General features: G+C 70.1%; 15 protein-coding genes, 2 tRNA genes and 1 pseudogene. 7 read left to right on the top strand and 11 right to left on the bottom strand.

The genetic code is table 11. The features are described 5' to 3' along the window. Positions 1 to 213: 213 nt before the first annotated feature. On the bottom strand, positions 214 to 1,911 hold the full coding sequence (locus M3Q35_RS40155; protein ID WP_273937788.1) for an ABC transporter family substrate-binding protein: 1,698 nt from the start codon (positions 1,909 to 1,911) through the stop codon (positions 214 to 216). Between the two features lie 120 nt (positions 1,912 to 2,031). Between M3Q35_RS40155 and M3Q35_RS40150 the strand changes: the two genes are divergently transcribed. Both M3Q35_RS40150 and M3Q35_RS40145 read left to right on the top strand, forming a co-directional pair. Beyond that, positions 2,032 to 2,943, top strand: coding sequence for a hypothetical protein (locus tag M3Q35_RS40150; protein ID WP_273937787.1), 912 nt, complete (start codon positions 2,032 to 2,034; stop codon positions 2,941 to 2,943). Between the two features lie 226 nt (positions 2,944 to 3,169). Continuing rightward, positions 3,170 to 3,358 (top strand): hypothetical protein, encoded by a 189-nt coding sequence (locus M3Q35_RS40145; protein ID WP_273937786.1) that lies wholly within the window; start codon positions 3,170 to 3,172, stop codon positions 3,356 to 3,358. A gap of 104 nt (positions 3,359 to 3,462) precedes the next feature. Here M3Q35_RS40145 and M3Q35_RS40140 read toward each other — a convergent pair. The 3 genes from M3Q35_RS40140 to M3Q35_RS40130 form a co-directional block, all read right to left on the bottom strand. Beyond that, positions 3,463 to 3,536, bottom strand: a tRNA-Met gene (locus tag M3Q35_RS40140). 611 nt (positions 3,537 to 4,147) lie between these two features. Then, positions 4,148 to 4,221: transfer RNA gene (locus M3Q35_RS40135), tRNA-Met, on the bottom strand. Between the two features lie 68 nt (positions 4,222 to 4,289). Further along, entirely contained in the window at positions 4,290 to 7,271 is a 2,982-nt protein-coding gene (locus tag M3Q35_RS40130; protein ID WP_273937785.1) for a UPF0182 family protein, read from the bottom strand. Positions 7,272 to 7,443: 172 nt separating this feature from the next. Here M3Q35_RS40130 and M3Q35_RS40125 point away from each other — a divergent pair, with 172 nt between their 5' ends. After that, a complete protein-coding gene (locus tag M3Q35_RS40125) occupies positions 7,444 to 8,001 on the top strand; it encodes a PPA1309 family protein (protein ID WP_273944659.1) in 558 nt (185 codons plus the stop codon). 59 nt (positions 8,002 to 8,060) lie between these two features. Here M3Q35_RS40125 and M3Q35_RS40120 read toward each other — a convergent pair whose 3' ends face one another. Then, on the bottom strand, positions 8,061 to 9,155 hold the full coding sequence (locus tag M3Q35_RS40120; protein ID WP_273937784.1) for a YlbL family protein: 1,095 nt from the start codon (positions 9,153 to 9,155) through the stop codon (positions 8,061 to 8,063). Between the two features lie 234 nt (positions 9,156 to 9,389). Between M3Q35_RS40120 and M3Q35_RS40115 the strand changes: the two are divergent. Next, positions 9,390 to 10,729: pseudogene (locus M3Q35_RS40115) on the top strand (zinc-dependent metalloprotease). Positions 10,730 to 10,902: 173 nt separating this feature from the next. Here M3Q35_RS40115 and M3Q35_RS40110 read toward each other — a convergent pair. Continuing rightward, positions 10,903 to 11,433, bottom strand: coding sequence for a M48 metallopeptidase family protein (locus M3Q35_RS40110; protein WP_273937783.1), 531 nt, complete (start codon positions 11,431 to 11,433; stop codon positions 10,903 to 10,905). Between the two features lie 336 nt (positions 11,434 to 11,769). Between M3Q35_RS40110 and M3Q35_RS40105 the strand changes: the two genes are divergently transcribed. The 3 genes from M3Q35_RS40105 (at position 11,770) to M3Q35_RS40095 (ending at position 15,520) form a co-directional block, all read left to right on the top strand. Beyond that, a complete protein-coding gene (locus M3Q35_RS40105; RefSeq protein ID WP_273937782.1) occupies positions 11,770 to 12,837 on the top strand; it encodes a TOMM precursor leader peptide-binding protein in 1,068 nt (355 codons plus the stop codon). Positions 12,838 to 12,900: 63 nt separating this feature from the next. Next, on the top strand, positions 12,901 to 14,211 hold the full coding sequence (locus tag M3Q35_RS40100) for an ABC1 kinase family protein (protein ID WP_273937781.1): 1,311 nt from the start codon (positions 12,901 to 12,903) through the stop codon (positions 14,209 to 14,211). 349 nt (positions 14,212 to 14,560) lie between these two features. Beyond that, positions 14,561 to 15,520 carry a hypothetical protein gene (locus tag M3Q35_RS40095; RefSeq protein WP_273937780.1) on the top strand — a complete coding sequence of 320 codons (960 nt, stop codon included), beginning with the start codon at positions 14,561 to 14,563 and terminating at the stop codon, positions 15,518 to 15,520. Positions 15,521 to 15,524: 4 nt separating this feature from the next. Here M3Q35_RS40095 and M3Q35_RS40090 read toward each other — a convergent pair whose 3' ends face one another. From M3Q35_RS40090 to M3Q35_RS40070, 5 genes are all read right to left on the bottom strand, one after another. Continuing rightward, complete coding sequence (locus M3Q35_RS40090) at positions 15,525 to 15,710, bottom strand: hypothetical protein (RefSeq protein ID WP_273944753.1); 186 nt, start codon at positions 15,708 to 15,710, stop codon at positions 15,525 to 15,527. Between the two features lie 211 nt (positions 15,711 to 15,921). Then, complete coding sequence (locus M3Q35_RS40085; protein ID WP_273937779.1) at positions 15,922 to 16,155, bottom strand: hypothetical protein; 234 nt, start codon at positions 16,153 to 16,155, stop codon at positions 15,922 to 15,924. Then, positions 16,152 to 16,535 (bottom strand): WhiB family transcriptional regulator, encoded by a 384-nt coding sequence (locus M3Q35_RS40080; RefSeq protein ID WP_273944656.1) that lies wholly within the window; start codon positions 16,533 to 16,535, stop codon positions 16,152 to 16,154. Before M3Q35_RS40080 ends, M3Q35_RS40085 begins: the two co-directional genes overlap by 4 nt. A gap of 171 nt (positions 16,536 to 16,706) precedes the next feature. Beyond that, positions 16,707 to 16,940, bottom strand: a complete 234-nt coding sequence (locus tag M3Q35_RS40075) for a hypothetical protein (protein WP_273937778.1) — start codon at positions 16,938 to 16,940, stop codon at positions 16,707 to 16,709. A 145-nt stretch (positions 16,941 to 17,085) separates the two neighbouring features. Continuing rightward, on the bottom strand, positions 17,086 to 19,188 hold the full coding sequence (locus M3Q35_RS40070; RefSeq protein WP_273937777.1) for an ATP-dependent DNA helicase UvrD2: 2,103 nt from the start codon (positions 19,186 to 19,188) through the stop codon (positions 17,086 to 17,088). Between the last annotated feature and the right edge of the window lie 66 nt (positions 19,189 to 19,254).

Below are 19,254 nucleotides of genomic sequence, written 5' to 3'. Positions count from 1 at the left end.
GGGGCCCGCGCGTCACGCGCGGGCCCTCTTCTGTGCCCTGCTCACGACAGCGCACGGGCCGGGTGGGAGCGCTGCGATCCGCACCGCGCTGACCCCCAGTTTTGGTCAGCGCGGGGCGGGCGGCTCGACCACCCGGCCCGTGCTGGCCTCCATTGAACCCAGGTCCACTGTCGCGTCACTGTCTCCGCGCAGTGTCCCCGTGCTGACCTGCGGTTACTTCGCCCAGCCGATCTTGGTGTAGTCGTAGCTGGCCAGGCCCGAGTTGCCGAAGTTGGCCAGGCCGTTGCGCACGGCCACGATGGACGGCCGCTGGTAGAGCGGCAGCGAGTGCCCCAGCGCCCACACCTGCTTGTCGACCTCGTTGAGCAGCGCGAACCGCTTGGTCTGGTCCAGCTCGGCCGACGCCTGGTCGAGCAGCTTGTTGATGCTGGCGTCGCCGATCCGGCCGGAGTTGCCCAGCGCCTGGTCGCCGGTGGTGAACCAGCTCTGCGCGTTGTTGACCGGCGGCGCGCCGTCGCCCATCTGCGCGAAGTTGGCGATGTCGAAGTCGCCGGGGGTGATGTGCTCGTCGAAGAAGGTGTTCGGGTCGTCCTGCACGATCTGAAGGTCGACACCGATCGCCGCGAGCTGCTGCTGCACCAGCTGGGCCTCGTCCAGCGAGGACTTGGCGCCGGCCGAGATGGCGTCGCGGATGGTCAGCTGCTTGCCGTTCTTGCTGCGGAACTTGGCCCCCGACGCCAGCGTCCAGCCGTCGGCGTCCAACTCCTTCTTGGCCTCGTCCTGGTTGTACAGGTAGCCGGCGGAGTTGTCCTGGTAGCCGTCGAAGCCGGGCAGGAAGATGTGGTTGCCCAGTGGCTTGGCGTTCGGGATGAGCTGGCTGATCTCGGCCTTGGCGATCGGGTCGCGATCGATGCCCTTGATGATCGCCACGCGCAGCTTCTGGTCGTTGAGAATGGAGTTGCCGGCCCCGTTGAACACGATCTCGCGGTAGTTGGGCAGGTTGGCCCGCCGCAGCGTCACGTTCTTCATCGCCGAGGTGCGCTTGTAGGCGTCGATGTTGGACGACACGCTCGCGAAGTCGAAGGCCCCGCTGGCTAGTCCGTCGACCTCGACGTTGGCGCTGGAGTAGTACTTGAAGACGATCTTGTCCAGCTTGGGCTTGTCACCCCACCACTTCGGGTCGGGCACCACGGTCACGTTGTTGCCGGTCTTGTCCAGGTTGTCGATCTTGAACGGGCCGGCGGTGACCTTGGGCTGGTCCTTCCAGCCGTGGTTGAACTCGTCCGGGCTGGACGTCAGCGACTTCGGGTAGAGCACGTTGAACAGGTTCGACCACTCGGCCAGCTTGGGGCTGTAGGTGACGGTGAACGCGTAGTCGTCGGCGCCCTTGTCGATGGTCGAGATGCTGGCGTAGCCGGCCGTGCTCAGCGGCTGGAAGGCGGTGTTCTTGCCGTTGAGCGCCTGCCACTCGGACTTGTAGTCCTCCCAGGTGATCGGCGTGCCGTCGCTCCACTTGGCCTTGGGGTTGAGCTTGTACTCGACCTTCTGCGGGTCGGTGGAGACCAGCTTGAACGACTCGACGTAGTCCGGGTCCGGGTTCCAGTTGCCGGCGGCGTCGGCGATGGCCGGCGTCGGCTCGAACGACTGGATCACCGGCGGGATGTCGCCGCTGCTGGCGTCGATGGCCAGCATGTTGAAGTTCGCCGGGTACGCCTGCACGCCCCACTGCAGGACGCCGCCGTCCTTGACCTGGTCCCGCGCCAGCGGGTTGATGTCGTTCTGGCCGATCTGCTTGGTGGGCGGCGGCGCGGAGGAACCTGCCGATCCCCCACAGGCGGACAACAGCAGTGCGGACGCGGTGACCGTTACGGCGACCGCGAGCAGCGCACGTGGCGTTCGACTCACGAGCATGCCTTTCCCCTTGAAGCCCCCAGTTCCCAGTTCGTCACACTATGCAGGTGACAGTCGAGTCTTGCGCGTTTCCCACCCTGCGGGAACCTACGGAAGGCGGGCTGGGCAGGATGTGACGTCATGGGCATCCGAACGCGTGCCGTGCGACACGGCCTGGCCGCCACTGTGCTTGTGCTGGCCGTATGCGCCATCGTCGCCGCGTTCTCGGCCGCCACCTTGACGTCCGCGCGGGCTTCGTTGGCTCCGCTCACCGCCCGGGCCACGGGTCACGTGACCTTTGTCGACCAGGATGCGGACACCGTCACCGTCTCCTGGGACCAGGGCAGCGCCGTCGTCCCGCTCGACGTGACGCCGCCCGCCGTCGGCACCAAGGTCCCCGTCGGCTACGACCCCGCCGCGCCCTCGCACGCCGTCATCCCCGGCGCCACCACCCTCATCGCCGCCGACCGCTCCTCCGGCGAGCTCCTGTTCATCTCCATCGCCGCCGCCCTGATGCTGCTGGTGACCTTGGTCCGCTTCTTCTCCCGCCTCAACCTCACCCGCCGCCCCCAGGTCCAGGTGCCCGTCCGCCGGGTCCGTATCCAGTCCGGCCTGATGGCCCGCTCGTGGCTCGAGACCGAGGACATCCCCCGCCGCTGGATCCCCGTCTACTTCGACCCGGTCCTGGTCACCCTCCCCACCCCCACGACGATCGCACTGCACGGCGACCCCCGCCGCCATCGCCTGGTCGCCGCCAGCGTCAACGACGTCGTGCTCTATCCCTCCGGCCGGGTCGCCAAGGACGACCCCCGAGGCCGCCGGGTCGACAACCCGTCCGAGATCGACGCCTCCGTCCGGGCACGCGCCGTAACCACCCGCGGCCTGCTGCGCCAGCTCCGCACCGACATCGTCCTGATCGTCCCCGCACCGATCGTCGGCCTGGTCTGGGCCTTCTTGGACGGCAGCGGCATCTGGAGTTGGCTCGGCGCCTCCGTCATCACCGCCGCCCTGGCGCTCTGGCTGGCCGCCCTTCGGGGCTCCGATCCTTCGTGACGCCCACCACAGGTAGCTTTTTCGGTCCCACTGCGGTGTTCCGGTAGCACCGGATGGCGTGGATCGTCACTCGCTGTGCCGCCGTACGCCCATCCCAGTGTCCCGATCATCCTCCGAATCGGTGGAGTTGGGCTCCCCCTCTTCGAGGGGGCCTGCTGTCACGGGACCATCACCGCGGGTGGGCAGGTGTCCACCGGAGTGGATGGGCGGAGGTGCCGCTGTGGGCATGAAGTGGATGGAGCACAAGGTTGTGCAGCACGCGCGTGCGTGGGCCGCTGGGGGCATTCCCGGGCAGGCCGGTAAGGACGAGTGCGTGGTGTGCGGCAAGCACATCCGCAAGCACCGCAAGGTGACCGGCGAGGGCCGGGTCTGTTCCGTGGCGTGCGCCCACTTCTGGGTCGAGAACATGAGCTGAGCAAGTCCCCCAGTAGTGCGCCGGCCTCCCCGGCGCACTTCTTTTAGGCCCCAAACACGAAAAATCCCCACTTGCGTGTTCCGCAAGCGGGGACTCCTCATTTGTAGCGGGGACAGGATTTGAACCTGCGACCTCTGGGTTATGAGCCCAGCGAGCTACCGAGCTGCTCCACCCCGCGTCGGTAATTAGTACTCTACCCGACCCCTCAACCCCATTACAAACCACCCCCCAAAACCCACCCTGACCAGCCCAAACCCCAGAGAGGCAGCCCCCAAGGGTCGCCCACCCAACAGGACGAAGGCCAAGGAGGAAGCACGAGCGAGCAAGCCCCAGAAGGGAGCGAGGCACCTAAAGCGACGAGCAAGGAGGCCAGAAGGCAGAGCAGCCCCCCACCACCACAAACGCCGGACGCAAGGGGCCCAAGGGACACCCGCACTGAGGCAAAGGGAGCCCCCACCGGGACAGCCGGGAAGGAAAGAGAGGCAGAGCACCCAGCCAAAGACACGCCGAAGAGCGTTGGCAGCAAGAACCGAAGCCAGCCAGCCCCGGCGAGCGAAGCGAAGCCCAGCCCCGGGCGAGCGAAGCGAAGCCCCAGGAACCACCCCAAAAGGCACACCCGGCGAGCGAAGCGAAGCCCCACCCAACGCACCCACCACCAGGGACGAGCGAAGCGAAGTCCCGTCGGGGTGCAGGGGCGGAGCCCCCTGCCTTCGGGGTCTGGGGCGGGAGCCCCAGTGTAAAGCGAAAGATCCCTGTTTGGCGAAAGCCAAACAGGGATCTCCCAATCTGTAGCGGGGACAGGATTTGAACCTGCGACCTCTGGGTTATGAGCCCAGCGAGCTACCGAGCTGCTCCACCCCGCGTCGGTAATTGGAACTATACGGGGTGGTGGACACCCGATGCAAATCGGGTGTCCACCACGTGACCTAGATCATCTTCCGCCGGTGGTGGTTGGGCTGGTGCTGCTCGCGCTCTGGGCGGTGTTGAACTCCTTGGTGGCGTCGTCGAGCGCCTTGTAGGCGTTGCCGAGCGCCTGGAAGTCGCCGCTCTGCTGAGCGCTCTTGATGGCGGCGAGCGCGGACTGGATGTCGGCGACGGCCTTGGCCATGTCGGGGCTGCCGCCGGCGGGCGGCTGCCCCGTCGTGGTGGTGGGGCTGGTGCTGGTGCTGCCGCTGGTGCCACCGGTGTTCCCGGTCCCGGGGTTGCCGGTGTTGGCTCCGCTGAGCGCCTGGTTGAGCGCGTCGGTGAAGCTGGGCGCGAAGCCGACGCCGCCGTTGTAGCTGACGAGCACTCGGGACAGCTGCGGGTACGACGTGTTGGAGTTGGAACTCTGGCTCTGTTCCACGTACACGGGTTCGACGTAGAGCAGGCCGCCGCCGACCGGCAGGGTCAGCAGGTTGCCGTACTTGATGTTGGTGGCCTGCTGTTTGAACAGGTTGAGCTGGTTGGCGAAGGTGGTGATGAACTGGGTCTGCATCAGCTTCGGACCCGGTGTCTGGGTGTCCGTCGGCAGTTGCAGCACGGTTATCTTGCCGTAGTTGGGCCCCGGGTCGGAGGCAACGGACACGTAGGCCGACATGAAGTCACGACCGAGGAACACCAGCGGGCTGGTCAGCTGGAAGCTGGCCTTGGAGTCGGTGGCGGCCGGGTTGCCGGACATCACGTAGTACGGCGGCTGCGGCGTGGTCTGCGCGGCGACGGCCTGCACGTTGGTCGGGTTGTCGACCGCGGTGGGGTCGCCGGGCACGTTCCAGAAGCCGACGTTGGAGAAGAAGTCCTGCGGGCTCGTGACGTGGTACTTGGCCAGCAGCCCGCGCTGCACCTTGAACAGGTCTTCCGGGTAGCGGAAGTGGGCGCGCAGCTCGGGGCTGATGTCGCTGCTCGGCGACACGGTGTTGGGGTAGACGGCTTCCCAGGCCTTGAGCACCGGGTCGGTGTCGTCGACGGCGTACAGCTTCACCTGGCCGGTGTAGGCGTCAACGGTGGCCTTGACCGAGTTGCGGATGTAGCCGACGCCCTGGTTGGGCTGCCGAGCACCGCTCGCATTCGCGTTGGCGTTGGTCGAGTCGGTGGTGGCGTCGCCGAGCTGGGTCTGCTGCGAGTACGGGTAGTTGGTCAGTGTGGTGTACCCGTCGACGATCCACTCGATGTTGCCGTTGATCACCGCGGGGTACGGGTCGCTGTCGAGGGTGAGCCACGGCGCCACGTTCTTCACGCGGTCGGCCGGGTCCCGGTAGTACATGATCTTCGAGTTGTCGGTGATGGCCGAGTTGAACAGGATGTTCCGCTCGCCGTAGTACGCCGCGAACACCAGCCGGTTGAACCAGTTGCCGATGGAGACGCCGCCGCTGCCCTGGTACGTGTACTTGGTCGCGTCGGTGTCGTATTCCTGGCCCTCGTTGGCTTTCTGCCCGTCGGGGCCGCCGACGATGGCGTAGTCGTTGGTGTCGCCCTGCAGCTCGCCGTAGTAGACCCGGGGCTGCTTGACGGTGATCTCGCCCTCGCTGACCTTGCCGTCCGAGCCGAGCTCGCTGACCGTGAAGTCGGGGTAGCCGGTGGCCGTCACGGTGCTGGCCTTGGCCGCGACGAAGCCGTTGCCGTGGGTGTAGACCAGGTGCTCGTTGATCCAGTTCTTCTGGCTCTCGGCCAGGCCGTTGGTGTTGACCTCACGGGCGGCCACGATGAAGTCGCTGGTGACCCCGTTGACCGTGTAGCGGTCGATGTCCAGCTTGGGCGGGAAGTCGTAGAAGTTGCGGCCCTGCCGGAACTGCTTGAACGTCGCGTAGAGCACGCTCGGGTCGAGCAGCCGGGCGTTGGCCACCGTCGACACGTCGCTCTTAATCTGGTCGTTGGTCGCGGTCGGCTTGTTGTCGTAGACCTTGGTGCTGACCTTGCCGTCGCCGATGCCGAAGGCGTCCTTGGTGGCCGCGATGTTGTGCGAGATCGGCACCGACTCCTTCTCGTTCGCGTTGGGCGCGACCGAGAACTGCTGCAGCACGGCCGGCCAGGCCACGCCGATCAGCAGGCTGGACAGCACCAGCAGCGCGGTGGCGATGGCCGGCAGCTGCAGGTTGCGCAGGAACGCGCCGGCGAAGAAGGCGGCGGCGCAGAACACCGCGATGCACAGCAGGATCAGCTTGGCCGGCATGACCGCGTTGAGCGCGGTGTAGGTGGCGCCGAAGGCCTGCGGGTTGTTCTGCGAGAACAGCAGGTCGTACCGGTCGAAGAAGTACGCGACCGCCTTGAGCAGCACGAAGATGCCGGCGATCACCGACAGCTGGATGCGGGCCGGGCCGGACAGCTGGCCGCCGCGGCCGGCCAGCCGGATGGCGCCGAACAGGTAGTGCGTGATCAGCGCGCCGAAGAAGGACAGCGCGACCGCGACGAACAGCCAGTTCAGCATCCACTCGTAGAACGGCAGCGTGAACACGAAGAAGCCGATGTCGAGGTTGAAGATCGGGTCGGTCTTGCCGAACGTGGTGCCGTGCAGGAACAGCTGCGCCTGCTGCCAGTCGTTGGTCGCGGTGACCGCGGACAGGAAGCCGACCACGACCGGGATGCCGATGCCGAACAGCTTCAGCCTGCGGGTCACGACCATGCGGTAGCGGGAGACCGGGTCGTCCGGCCCGGACAGCGGCACGAACACCGGCCGGCTGCGGTAGGCCAGGAACAGGCTGGCCCAGACCAGGCCGCCGACCACGACGCCGACCGCGAGGAACAGCACCACCTTGGTGAGCAGCGTGGTGGTGAACACCGACTGGAAGCCGACCTCGCCGAACCAGAGCCAGTCGATGTATGTCGACAGCACCCGTGAGCTGAGGATCAGCCCGATCAGCACGACCACCCCGACGACGATCAGGATGCGGCTGCGTCGGGACAGCGTGGGTAGTCCGACGGGAGGCCGGTTAGCCACGGGGCACTCTCCTACGGTTGCGGGCGTCGCGGACGCGGCCCTGCCGGGCCTCGCCACCTGTGACAACTCTACGGACGGTGTCCTGAGTTCCTCGGGCGGGACACACGGGCGTGACGCCGGTGGCGAACACCGGGGCCGGGGTGCGCCGGAAGTGTCCACCTCGGATGCGACGATGGGCGGCGTGCCTTCTGATGACGACGCCGACCAGACCCGGCCGACGCTGCTGCCCGCCCTGGCCCGCGAGGTCGAGGAGTTCGTCTCCACAGCCGGCTGGGATCAGGCGCCGCAACTGTTCGCGCTGGTCCCGACGGCCGAGCTGATCGCCCAGCAGCCCGAGCTGCGGGCGCAGCTGGACCCGGCCGCCGCGCTGACGCCGATCGCGCAGGAGGAGCTGCCCGGCGAGGACCTCGGTGACGCGCTGGCGTCCATCGTGTGGCCCGACGCGGTCACCGGCTGCGCCGTGGCGCAGGAGATCGTGGTGCTGCCGCCGGACGCCGAGGCCGAGATCGACTCCGTGGCCCACGCCGAGGACACCTCCGTGCTGCGTCGGGTCGCCGCCGAGCACCCGCAGCGCCGCGAGGCCCGGCTCGTGGCGGCCGTGCTGCGTGACGGCACCGCCGCCTGCGTGCTGCGCCTGCGTGGCGACCAGGACCGTCCGGACGAGATCGTCGAGCACCCCGAGCTCGCCCCCAACCTCACCGGCGCCCTCCTCCAGACGCTGCGTCCCTGATGCAGGGAAGGACGCCTTACCTGCATCGGATGCAGGTAAGGCGTCCTTCCCTGCATTGGTCAGCAGCCGGGGGTGGGCTTGCCGGCCTTGAGGGCCTGGAGCGCGGTTACGGCGTCGGACAGGGTGCTGACCTTGATCAGCTTCAGGCCGTCCGGCACGTGCTGCTTGGCCTCGGCGCAGTTGTCGGCCGGCGCCAGGAACGCCGTCGCGCCGGCCTCGCGGGCCGCGATCATCTTGAACGGGATGCCGCCGATCGGCTTCACGTCGCCCTGGTCGGTGATCTCGCCGGTGCCGGCGATGATGCCGCCGTTGTCCAGGTTGTCCGGGGTCAGCTTGTCGATGATGCTGAGCGCGAAGATCAGGCCGGCCGAGGGGCCGCCGACATCGGCCAGGCTGATCTTGACCTGGAAGTTCACGTCCGGCCGGTCGATCGGGCCGATGCCCATGAAGCCCCAGGTCCGGTCGTCGGCGTGGCCGAGCGTGATCGTCGCCGTCTGCTCGGGCGCGGTGCCGCGCTGGAACGTGACCGGCACGGCCTGTCCGGGCTTGGTGTTCTTGAGCGCGTCCTGCACCTGCTGCGAGGTGCTGACCTTGGCCCCGTTCACCGCCAGCAGCCGGTCACCCGCGTTGAGCACGCCGGTCACCGGGCTGCCCTTGCTGATCGTGCCGACCAGCACCTTCATCGGGTAGCCGAGATAGCGCAGCGCCGCGACCTGCGCGTTGGACTGCGAGTCGGTGAACTGCTGGACGTTCTCCTTCTGCACGTCCTGCTGCGACTCCCCCGGCTTGAAGTACTCTTCGCGCGGGGCCAGCGAGTACCGCCCGGACGCCCACAGGCCCAGCGCGCCGAACAGCGTCACGCTGTCGGTCAGCGACACCGTGGTCATCCGCAGCTGCCCCTTGGTGGGGAAGGTGTTCTGACCCTGCACCGAGATCACCGTCGTGTTGTCGACGCTGCCCAGCGTGTTGAACGTGGGGCCAGGGCCGATCGCCACGTACGGGATGGAGACGACGCCACCGAGCAGACCGATGACCGCCACCAGCACGAAGCTCCACACCAGCGTCCAGGTCCGGCGGCCGGGGCCGCCGCGGCGCGGGCGTGGAGGCTGCGGCTCAGCGGTGTCCTGATCAGGCCGCTCAGTTTGCTGACTCACGACCCGACAGGGTACGGGTTGGTCTGTGAGAGGCCCGTTCGCCATGCCTCCCGAATGACCGCGAGGCCGCGCCGGTGCTTCGCACGGTTGCTGGATTTCGATCGCCGCTACCGACTCGACCCGCCGGATACGCCGACGCGGCGGTCGAAATTCAGCAAGGGCGAGGCACCGGTCACGAGCGGCCTCGCCGCGACGCCGGAGGCGGCGCCAACGACACGGCGTACCGTGGAAGACATGACCGATCTGCCGTTCGGGTTCAATCCGTCACCGAACCCTGACGACCGCGGCGAGGGCTCCTCCGGCGGCGGCAACACACCGCCCGGGGGATGCCGCCCGGGGGCGTCCCCTTCGACATGGGCCAGCTCGGCCAGATGCTCAGCCAGCTGGGTCAGATGCTCAGCCAGGCCCAGACCTCCGGTGGTGGGCCGGTCAACTACGAGCTGGCCAAGCAGATCGCACTGCAGCAGCTGGCCCAGTCCGGCGGCACGGCCGGCGCGGACCAGACGAGCGCGGTGACCGACGCGGTGCACCTGGCCGAGATGTGGCTGGACCCGGCGACCACGCTGCCGGCCGGTGCGCGGGTGGCCAAGGCCTGGTCCGCCACGGACTGGGTGAACGAGACGCTGTCGACCTGGCAGCGGCTGTTCGACCCGGTGGCGCAGCGGGTGTCGGGCGCCTGGGTCGACGCGCTGCCCGCGGAGGCCAAGGCCGCCGCCGGCCCGATGCTGGCCATGGTCGGCCAGATGGGCGGCATGGCGTTCGGCTCGCAGCTGGGCAACGCCCTGGCGCAGCTGGCCGCCGAGGTCGTCACGTCCACCGACGTCGGCCTGCCGCTCGGTCCCGAGGGCACCGCGGCGCTGCTGCCGGCCAACATCGAGAAGTTCACCGGCGGGCTGGAGCGCCCGGCCAGCGAGGTCATCGTCTTCCTGGCCGCCCGCGAGGCCGCCCACCAGCGGCTGTTCACGCACGTGCCGTGGCTGCGGCAGCGCCTGCTGGCCACGGTCGAGGAGTTCGCCCGGGGCATCAAGGTCGACACCGCCGCGCTGGAGCAGCTGGCCACGCAGATCGACCCCAGCAACCCCGCCAGCATCGAGGACGCCATGCGGTCCGGTCTGCTCGAGCCGCAGACCACGCCCGAGCAGAAGGCCGCCCTCACCCGGCTGGAGACGTTGTTGGCGCTGGTCGAGGGCTGGGTCGACGTCGTCGTCGGCGACGCCGTCGGCGAGCGCCTCCCCGGGGCCGAGGCCCTTCGCGAGACGCTGCGCCGCCGTCGGGCCAGCGGTGGCCCGGCCGAGCAGACCTTCGCCACCCTCGTCGGCCTCGAGCTGCGGCCCCGTCGCCTCCGCGCCGCCGCCGCCCTCTGGCGTCTGGTCGGCGACCAGCACGGCATCGAGACGCGGGACGGCCTCTGGGCCCACCCCGACCTCATCCCCACCACCGAGGACCTCGACGACCCCATGGAGTTCGCCGAGCGTCTGGGCGGCTCCCAGCTCGGCGACGATCCCATCGCCGAGCTCGAGCGCACCGAGCGCGAGGAGAAGGAACGGGGCGAGAACGGCCCCGACCAGAGCTGATCTCGGACCAGAGCCGGGACGGAGCCCACGGGTTCCGTCCGGGCTCTGTTGTCCGAGTGGCCGGCGCCTCCCGGCCTCCACGCCCGGGTCCGCCGGCTGTCCTCATCGTCCGCTGCGAAAGAACGATTCGTGGCCTCTGGCGCCACGAAAGCGACTTTCGTGGCGCGCTTTCCTCAGTCCTCCTCGGTGATACCCCAGCCTGCCGCCGCCGACAGGCCCTCCAGGTAGCCGACCGCGCGGTCGGTCCGTGGATAGTCACGCACCAGCTTCCAGAAGTTGGGCCCGTGCCCGGGCACCAACAGGTGCGTCAGCTCGTGCACCAGCACGTAGTCCAGCACCCACGACGGCACCTCACGCAGCCGCTCGCTGACCCGGATCGTGCCGTCGGCCGGCGTGCAGGACGCCCAACGCGTCCGCATCGGCGGCACCCAACGCACGCTCTTGGGCGTCGCCCGGTTGCCCAGATGTCGCGCCGACAGCTCGGCGCACCGCGTCAGCAGTGCGTCGTCCGACGAACGCGCCGGCGACCTGCGACGGGTCTCGCTCCGCTGCAGGCGCGCCAGCATCTCAGCCACCCAGTGCTCCTCCTCGGCCCGGGTCATCTGGGCCGGGAGCAGCACGATGACCGTGTCACCCTCCCGATATGCCGTCACCGTGCGACGACGTCGCCGGCTGCGGCGAACCTCCACCTGTGGATCAGCCACGCGTTCACGGTACGGCCAAGCACCGACAATCCGCCCCGGGTCGTGGCGGCCGGCACTGCCGGCCCCGCGCGTTCCCCCTCGGGGGTGGTTCCGGCGGCCCGATCGGCACCACCGCCCGCGACCACGTTTGCGCAGCTGGGCTGGGCTGTTCGGGGAGTCGCGGCGAGGCCGGACACCAACTCGGGTGGTGCTGTCAAGTGCCGTCAGCGAGCGGCGAACGCCGACAAATAGAACGGTTCCGACGAACTGTCAATCGACCGATCGTGAACCGCGGGCTACCCACTCCGCCGGATGACGACCGGTTGCGGTCCCGGCCGCCACTGCCAGCCTGCGTTCATGGACCAGAAGCGTTCCGTGGACCTGCCGCTGCGGCCCCGGGTGCTGCCCGGCCTGGCCGTGCTGCGCCGCAACGAGCAGGAGGTGCAGATCGGCCTCGACCCCCGGCACGGCGTGCTGCTGGACGGCATGTCCGAGGACCTGATCAAACTGCTGCCGAGGTTGACCGGCCGGGCCACGGTGCCGGACCTGCTGTCCCGGCTGCCGGACGCGCAGTCCAGACAGGCGGCCCTGGTCATGCTGGGCTCGCTGGCCGACGCGGGCCTGCTCGACGACGCCGCCCTGCCGGTCGGTCCGCCCACGCCGCCCCGCCTGGCCGCGGACGCCACGGCGTGGGCGCTGCGCACCGGCGAGCCGTACGGCCGGCTGGCGCTCAACCGGCAGCAGGCCGCCGTCTCCGTACGGGGCGAGGGGCGGTTGGGCATCGCCGTCGCCTGCCTGCTCGCGGCGGCCGGCATCGGCTGCGTCGACTTCGACGCCGTCGGCACCGTACGGGCCGAGGACACCGGCACCGGCTACCTCGACGCCGACGTCGACACACCGCGGCAGGGCGCCGGCCTCGCCGCCATCAACCGCTCCGCCAGCACCGTGCGGACCGGTCCCCTGCCGCCGTCCCGCAAGCCGGACCTGGCCGTGCTCACCGACCTCGTGGTGCCGGCGCAGGACCTGATCGCCCCGCTGCACGCCGAGGGTGTGCCGTACATGCTCGTACGGATGCGTCACGGCACCGGTGTGGTCGGGCCGCTGACGGTGCCCGGTCGGACGAGCTGCCCGACCTGCATGGACCTGCTGCGCACGGATCTGGACCCGACGTGGCCGATGCTGGCCCTCCAGCTCGCCGACCAGCCGCAGCCCGGCGACCTGGCCGCTACCCAGGCCACCGCCGCTTTCGCGGCCGCGCAGGCGCTGGCCACGCTGGACTGGTGGCTCACCGGTGTCGGCGAGCCGGCCTTGGGCAACGCCGCCCTGGAGATCGACACCGTGGCCGGCACGGTGACGACGCGGCCGTGGGAGCCGCATCCGGACTGCCGCTGCGGCGCGGCCGGGGTCGAGGAGGCTAGCGTGTAGGGCGCAGGCCGGGGTGGACGAGATCACTCACGTCGCCCCCCAGCTCAAGGGGAGAATCACCGGGTGACCGATATCCCGCGCAATGCCGTGCAGCGGACCGCGAAGCTCGCCAGTCTCCCGATCGGGGTAGCCGGTCGGGTGGTCGGCGGCTGGGGCAAGCGGCTGATCGGCCAGAGCGCCGAGGAGGTCAGCTCACAGCTCAACGCCAAGACGGCCGAGCAGCTGTTCGCGGTGTTGGGCCAGCTCAAGGGCGGCGCCATGAAGTTCGGGCAGGCGCTGAGCGTGTTCGAGGCGGCCGTGCCGGACGAGCTCGCCGCGCCCTACCGGGACGCGCTGACCAAGCTCCAGGCCGCCGCGCCGCCGCTGGAGGCCCGTGTCGTGCACCGCGTGCTGGCCGAGCAGCTCGGCGCCGGCTGGGCCAAGCGGTTCCAGGAGTTCGACGACGTGCCGGCGGCCGCGGCCAGCATCGGGCAGGTGCACAGGGCCATCTGGCACGACGGCCGCGAGGTCGCGGTCAAGGTCCAGTACCCGGGCGCGGACGAGGCGCTGCTGTCGGACCTCAAGCAGCTCCAGCGATTCAGCCGGCTGTTCCAGGCGCTGGTGCCCGGAGCGGAGATCAAGCCGTTGCTGGCCGAGCTGCGTGAGCGCATGGTCGAGGAACTCGACTACCGGACCGAGGCCTCGCACCAGCGGGCCTTCGCCAAGGCCTTCGACGGCGACGAGCACGTGCTGGTGCCCAAGGTGGTGGCCAGCGCGCCGATGGTCGTCATCTCCGAGTGGGTGACCGGCACGCCGCTGGCGTCGATCATCCGTGACGGCGAGCAGGAGACCCGCGACCACGCCGGCACGCTGCTGTCGGAGTTCCACTTCTCCTCGCCGGCCCGGACCGGGCTGCTGCACGCCGACCCGCATCCCGGCAACTTCATGCTGCTGGCCGACGGCCGGCTGTGCGTGATCGACTTCGGCGCGGCGGCGCAGCTGCCGAACGGCCTGCCGCGGACGCTGGGGCTGATGACCCGGCTGTCGCTCGAGCACCGTTCCGAGGAGCTGCTCGAGCTGCTGCGGGACGAGCACTTCGTGCGGCCGGACAGCGAGGTCGAGCCGGACGACGTCGTCGCCTATCTCGGGCCGTTCGTCGAGCCGCTGCGGACCAAGCGCTTCAAGTTCACCCGTAAGTGGCTCCAGCAGCAGGCCGAGCGCATCGGCGACCTGCGTGGGCAGGACTTCCGCACCGGGCGGTCGCTCAACCTGCCGCCGCAGTACCTGCTCATCCACCGGGTGACGATGGGCGCGACCGGCATCCTGTGCCAGCTCGGCGCCGAGGTGCCGGCGCGGGCGATCGTGTCACGGTGGCAGCCCGGCTTCGCCGACTGAGTTTTTGGCGCCGCCTCCGGCGTCGCGGCTCGGCCGCTCGTGACCGGTGCTGTGCTTGTTGGCGCCGCCTTCGGCGTCGCGGCGAGGCCGCTCGTGACCGGTGCCTCGCCCTTGCTGAATTTTCGAACGCCGCATCGGCTCGGTGGTGGGGTGCGCCGGGTGGCGGCGATCGAAAATCCAGCAACCGTGCGAAGCACCGGCGCGGCCTCGCGGGACTGAGGCTGGCGACGGGCTCCTCCGACTGGGTTGTCCACAGCCTCAACCGCCCGAATCACCGGCGAATGGTGAGTTGTCCACAGAAATCGAATCGGTATTCCACGGCGGCCGGCGTGGTCGGACCATCGAGGTCATGACGCACACCTCGCCGCCCGACCTGGCGACGCTCGCGGACACCATGCCCGACGGCGTGGTCCGCACCGCCGAGCTGCTCGCCACCGGCGTGCCCGGTCCCGTCATCGGCCGCCGGTGCCGACCCGACGGGCCGTGGCAGCGTCTGCTGCCCGGCGTCGTGCTGATGTCGAGCGGCGAACCCAGCCGTCGGCAGCGGCTTCGGGCCGCCCTGGCCTACGCCGGCGAGGGCGCCGCCATCACCGGGCTCGACGCCGCCGGTCTCGACCACGACATCGGCGTACGGGCCGACGAGGCCGTCCACGTGCTCATCCCCGAGGCTCGGCGTTCCACCACCAACGGCTACGTCGTGGTCGAGCGCACCGCTCGGATGCCCGCCCTGATCGACCGCGACGGTCTCCAGTACGCCCCCATGCCCCGGGCCGTCGTCGACGCCGCCCGCCGTGAACGCGATGCCTTGCGCCTTCGTGCCCTGCTTTCCGGCCCCGTCCGCTGCGGGGCTTGCAGCGTCGCCCAGCTCTGCGCCGAGCTCGACGCCGGCAACCAGCGCGGTTCCGCCGCTCCTCGCGCCGCCCTTCGCGCCATTTCCGACGGCGTCGTCTCCCTCACCGAGGGGCTCGCCCGGCGGGTCGCCCGCGGCGCCGCCGTGCCCCCTCCTCGGTGGAATGTCCCCCTGCGCGACGTCTCCGGCTGCCTGCTCGGCGTCGTCGACGCCTGGTGGGACGACGTCGCCCTGGCTTGGGAGGTCGGCTCCCACCACTTCCGCCTCGGCCTCGCCGAGGCCCCTCTCTGTTCGGCCCAGCCCCAGCTCACTTCCGCCGGCGTGCTCGTCGTGCGGACCCCTCCCGCCCGCCTCCGCACCGATCCCCTCGGCGTCCGCCGCGACCTCGTCCAGGCCTTCCACCGCGCCGCCGACCGGGTCCGACCGCCCGTCCACGCCCTGCCCGACCGGGCGAGGTGAGTCGTCACCAGTATTCGGCGGGGAGCTTGCCTTCGATGTCGCGGACGTGGGCACGGGCGCAGGTGGGGCACAGCCAGCGTTGGCTGCCGCGCTCACGTTCGGACACCCAGGCGAGGGCGTCGGCGGGCGCGGCGGCGGGGTCGCGGCGGCGGCCGCAGATCGAACAGTGCGCGAGTTCGTTGTCTGCCACGGGGTCGACGCTAAGTCAGATCAGCGCGCCGCGGGCGGGGAGTTGGAGGTCCGAGTGGACGCCGGCCCTTGGACCAAGCGCGCCCGGCCGGCGCACCACCCCCAAGGGGCAGCACGCCGGCCGGGCGTGAGCATGGTGAAACGCCGCAAGCACGGGGCTCAGCCCCGAAGGGGCCGAGTCCCGTGCTCACGCGGCATGTTGTTGTGTTTCTTCAGGAGACGTAAGCGGACGAGGCCCGCTCCGCCCGCCTGGTGGCCCAGCCGGCGACCCTGCGCCACCGCGAGGTGGCGGAGAGCCGGCGGGCCAAGCGTTGCTCCTCGGCTACCTGGCGTACTTCGTGCAATCGAATTCGTGCGAGTTCTTGGTCGAGCAACATGAACGAGGTCCCCTCAGGTTCGTACGTCGAGATCATCGGGATGTCGGCGGTGTAACGGACGGTGTTCACGCGGCTGCCTCCTGCTTTCCTGTGGTCCCGGGGCCCGCCTCGGCGAGGCGGTCGTTCTTGCGCGGACGGCCACGGGGCCGCTTGCGCGGGATGACCGCGCCACGCTCGAAGATCTCCCCACCCCAGACGCCCCAGGGCTCACGCCGCGCAAGCGCCGCGGTGAGGCACTCGGCCAGCACGGGGCAGGAGGCGCACAGCGCCTTGGCCTGCTCCAGCTCGGCGGGCGCGTCGGCGAACCACAGGTCGGGGTTGTTGGCCCGGCAGGGCAGGTCGAGCCCGGCACCCGGTGCGGTGTCGAGCAGCTCCGCTACACCGGCGCCCGTGGGCGCCGCGAAGTCGGGCAGCACAGTTCCCTCTATCGGAACGGTGGCGGTGAACATGGTGGACTTCCTCCCGGTTTCGGTGGTGCTCATGCAGGTGTCGTTGGCGGTGGAGTCGTCGTACGTCGGGGCGTGCATGTCCCTGCCGTTCGAGTAGTGCCGTGAAATACACGAAGGCCGCGGTCCCGTTCCCGGGTCCGCGGCCTCAGTGAGCCGTGCCTGACATGCCTGTCAGGTACTTCGCTCCTGCGCGGACCAGAGAAGAACGTGCTTGCGAACCTTCACGAACGCCGACTGACCATTGGTCAGGGCGCGCTCAACCTGCTCGGCCTTCCACGGCCGCAGCAGATCGACGGAGACACTGGTGGCACCTGGCGTGCTTGCGTTGCCGCACATGGCGACAGCCCCGGCGAGCGGATAGGCCGGTGCCGGTGCAACCAGAATGTTGATGCCGTTGGTACCCATGCCGTCCGCCTCCCATCCAGGGTCTCGAAGTGATGTTCAGGTCTTGTGTTGTTCGGGCGTCTCGCGCCCGGCCTATGCAGGCTATTGCCCCTGCGCAGGGGCGTGCAACCGGTTTTTGAAAAGTTCCGCCAGAACTTCTCGGCGGTCAGGTGGAGCCTACACCCGCATCCCCCTCGACCAGGGCGATCACGTCGGCGCCGTACTTGTCGAGCTTGCTCGGGCCGATGCCGGAGATCGCCACCAGGCCCCCGGTGTCCCGCGGCCGCTGCTCGGCGATGGCGGTCAGCGTCGTGTCGGTGAACACCACGTACGGAGGAACCCTCAGCTGCTTGGCCCGGGCCGCCCGCCACTTGCGCAGCCGGTCGAGCAGCTCTTCGTCCACATCGGACGGACAGGTGGCACAGCGGCCGAGCTTGATCGCCGGCGTGTTCAGCAGCGTGTCGCCGCAGACCCGGCACTCGACCCGCACGGCCCGCCGCGTCGGCGCGGCCTCCCGCTGGGCGCCACCGCCGACCGTTCGGGCAGCCGGATGGTCCTCGGGCAGCAGCCCGTAGAGGAAGCGGCTGCGCCGCCGGTGCCGTCGCCCGCCGGCGGTCCGCGACAGCGACCACGACAGCCACAGATGTTCACGCGCCCGGGTGACGCCGACGTAGAGCAGCCGGCGCTCTTCCTCGATCGCCGCCTCGTCGGTGTCGGCGTGCTGGATCGGCATGGTGCCCTCGGTCAGGCCGATCAGGAACACCGCGTCCCACTCCAGCCCCTTGGCCGCGTGCAGCGACGCCAGCGTGACGCCCTCCACGGTCGGCGGGTGCTGAGCCTCGGCCCTCAGGTCCAGCTCGGCCACGAACCGCGCCAGGTCGGCACCGGGCGTCACGGAGTCGAGCTCCTCGGCCAGCTCGACCAGCGCGAGCAGCGACTCCCAGCGCTCACGCTGCGCCCCGCCGGTCGGCGGCTCCAGCGACAGGCCGTGCGGCTTGAGCACCTCGCGGACGATCTCGGGCAGCCCGGCCTCGGACGCCCCGTTGACGGCGCCGCGCAGCGACACCATCGCCTGCCGGATCTCGGGCCGGTTGAAGAACCGCTCGCCGCCGCGCACCTGGTACGGGATCTGCGCCTCGGCCAGCGCCTGCTCGTAGGCCTCGGACTGGGCGTTGACCCGGTACAGGATGGCGACCTCGCTGGCCGGCACCCCGTTGCGCAGCAGCGCGCCGATCTTGTCGGCGACCGCGACGGCCTCCCCCGGCTCGTCGTCGAACTCGGAGAACTTGGGCTCCGGCCCGGACGGCCGGTGCCCGATCAGGCGCAGCCGCGACCCGGACGGGCGGTCCCGCGCCGCCCCGATCACCCGGTTGGCCAGCGCCACCACCTCGGGCGTCGACCGGTAGTCCCGTTCAAGCCGCACCACGACGGCCTCCGGGAACCGCCGCGGGAAGTCCAGCAGCGGTCGCGGCGAGGCGCCGGCGAAGGAGTAGATGGTCTGGTTGGCGTCGCCGACCACGGTCAGGTCGTCGCGGCCGCCGAGCCAGCCGTTGAGCACCCGCTGCTGAAGTGGCGTCACGTCCTGGTACTCGTCGACGACGAAGCAGCGATACCGGTCGCGGAACTCGACGGCGACGTCGGAGTGCTCCTCCAGGATCGCCGCGGTGTGCAGCAGCAGGTCGTCGAAGTCGAGCAGCCGCGCCCGGGTCTTGAGCTGCTCGTAGCCCTGGTAGACGCGGGAGATCTGCTCGGCCGGCATCGGGACGTCACGCCGCGCGCGGGTCACCGCCGCCGGGTAGTCCTCCGGGGTGATCAGCGACGCCTTGGCCCACTCGATCTCGCTGGCCAGGTCACGCAGCGACTCCGCGCTGGTCGGGGCCCCGAGCCGGTTGGCCGCCTGTCCGACGAGTCGCAGCTTGCCGTCGATCAGCTCCCATGGCGCGTCACCGATCACCCGCGGCCAGAAGTAGCGGAGCTGGCGGAGGGCCGCGGCGTGGAAGGTGACCGCCTGCGCGCCGGTCACGCCGAGCGCCCGCAGCCGGGTCCGCATCTCGCCGGCCGCCCGCTTGGTGAAGGTGACGGCGAGCACCTGGCCCGGCGCCACGTGGCCGCGGTCGACGAGGTAGGCGATCCGCCTGGTGATCGTCCTGGTCTTCCCGGTGCCCGCCCCGGCCAGCACGCACACCGGTCCGCGCGGCGCGGTGACCGCGGCGAGCTGCTCCGGATCCAGGTCTTCGAGGAGTCGACCTCCGGCATCCATGCCCCGCATCCTCGCAGAGGCCTCCGACAGAAAATGCGGAGCAGGGCGCAACCCGTCCACGCACCGGCCTTATCC

This window comes from Kutzneria chonburiensis (assembly GCF_028622115.1).
Lineage (GTDB): Bacteria > Actinomycetota > Actinomycetes > Mycobacteriales > Pseudonocardiaceae > Kutzneria > Kutzneria chonburiensis.
This window is presented reverse-complemented; position numbering and strand designations above follow the sequence as displayed.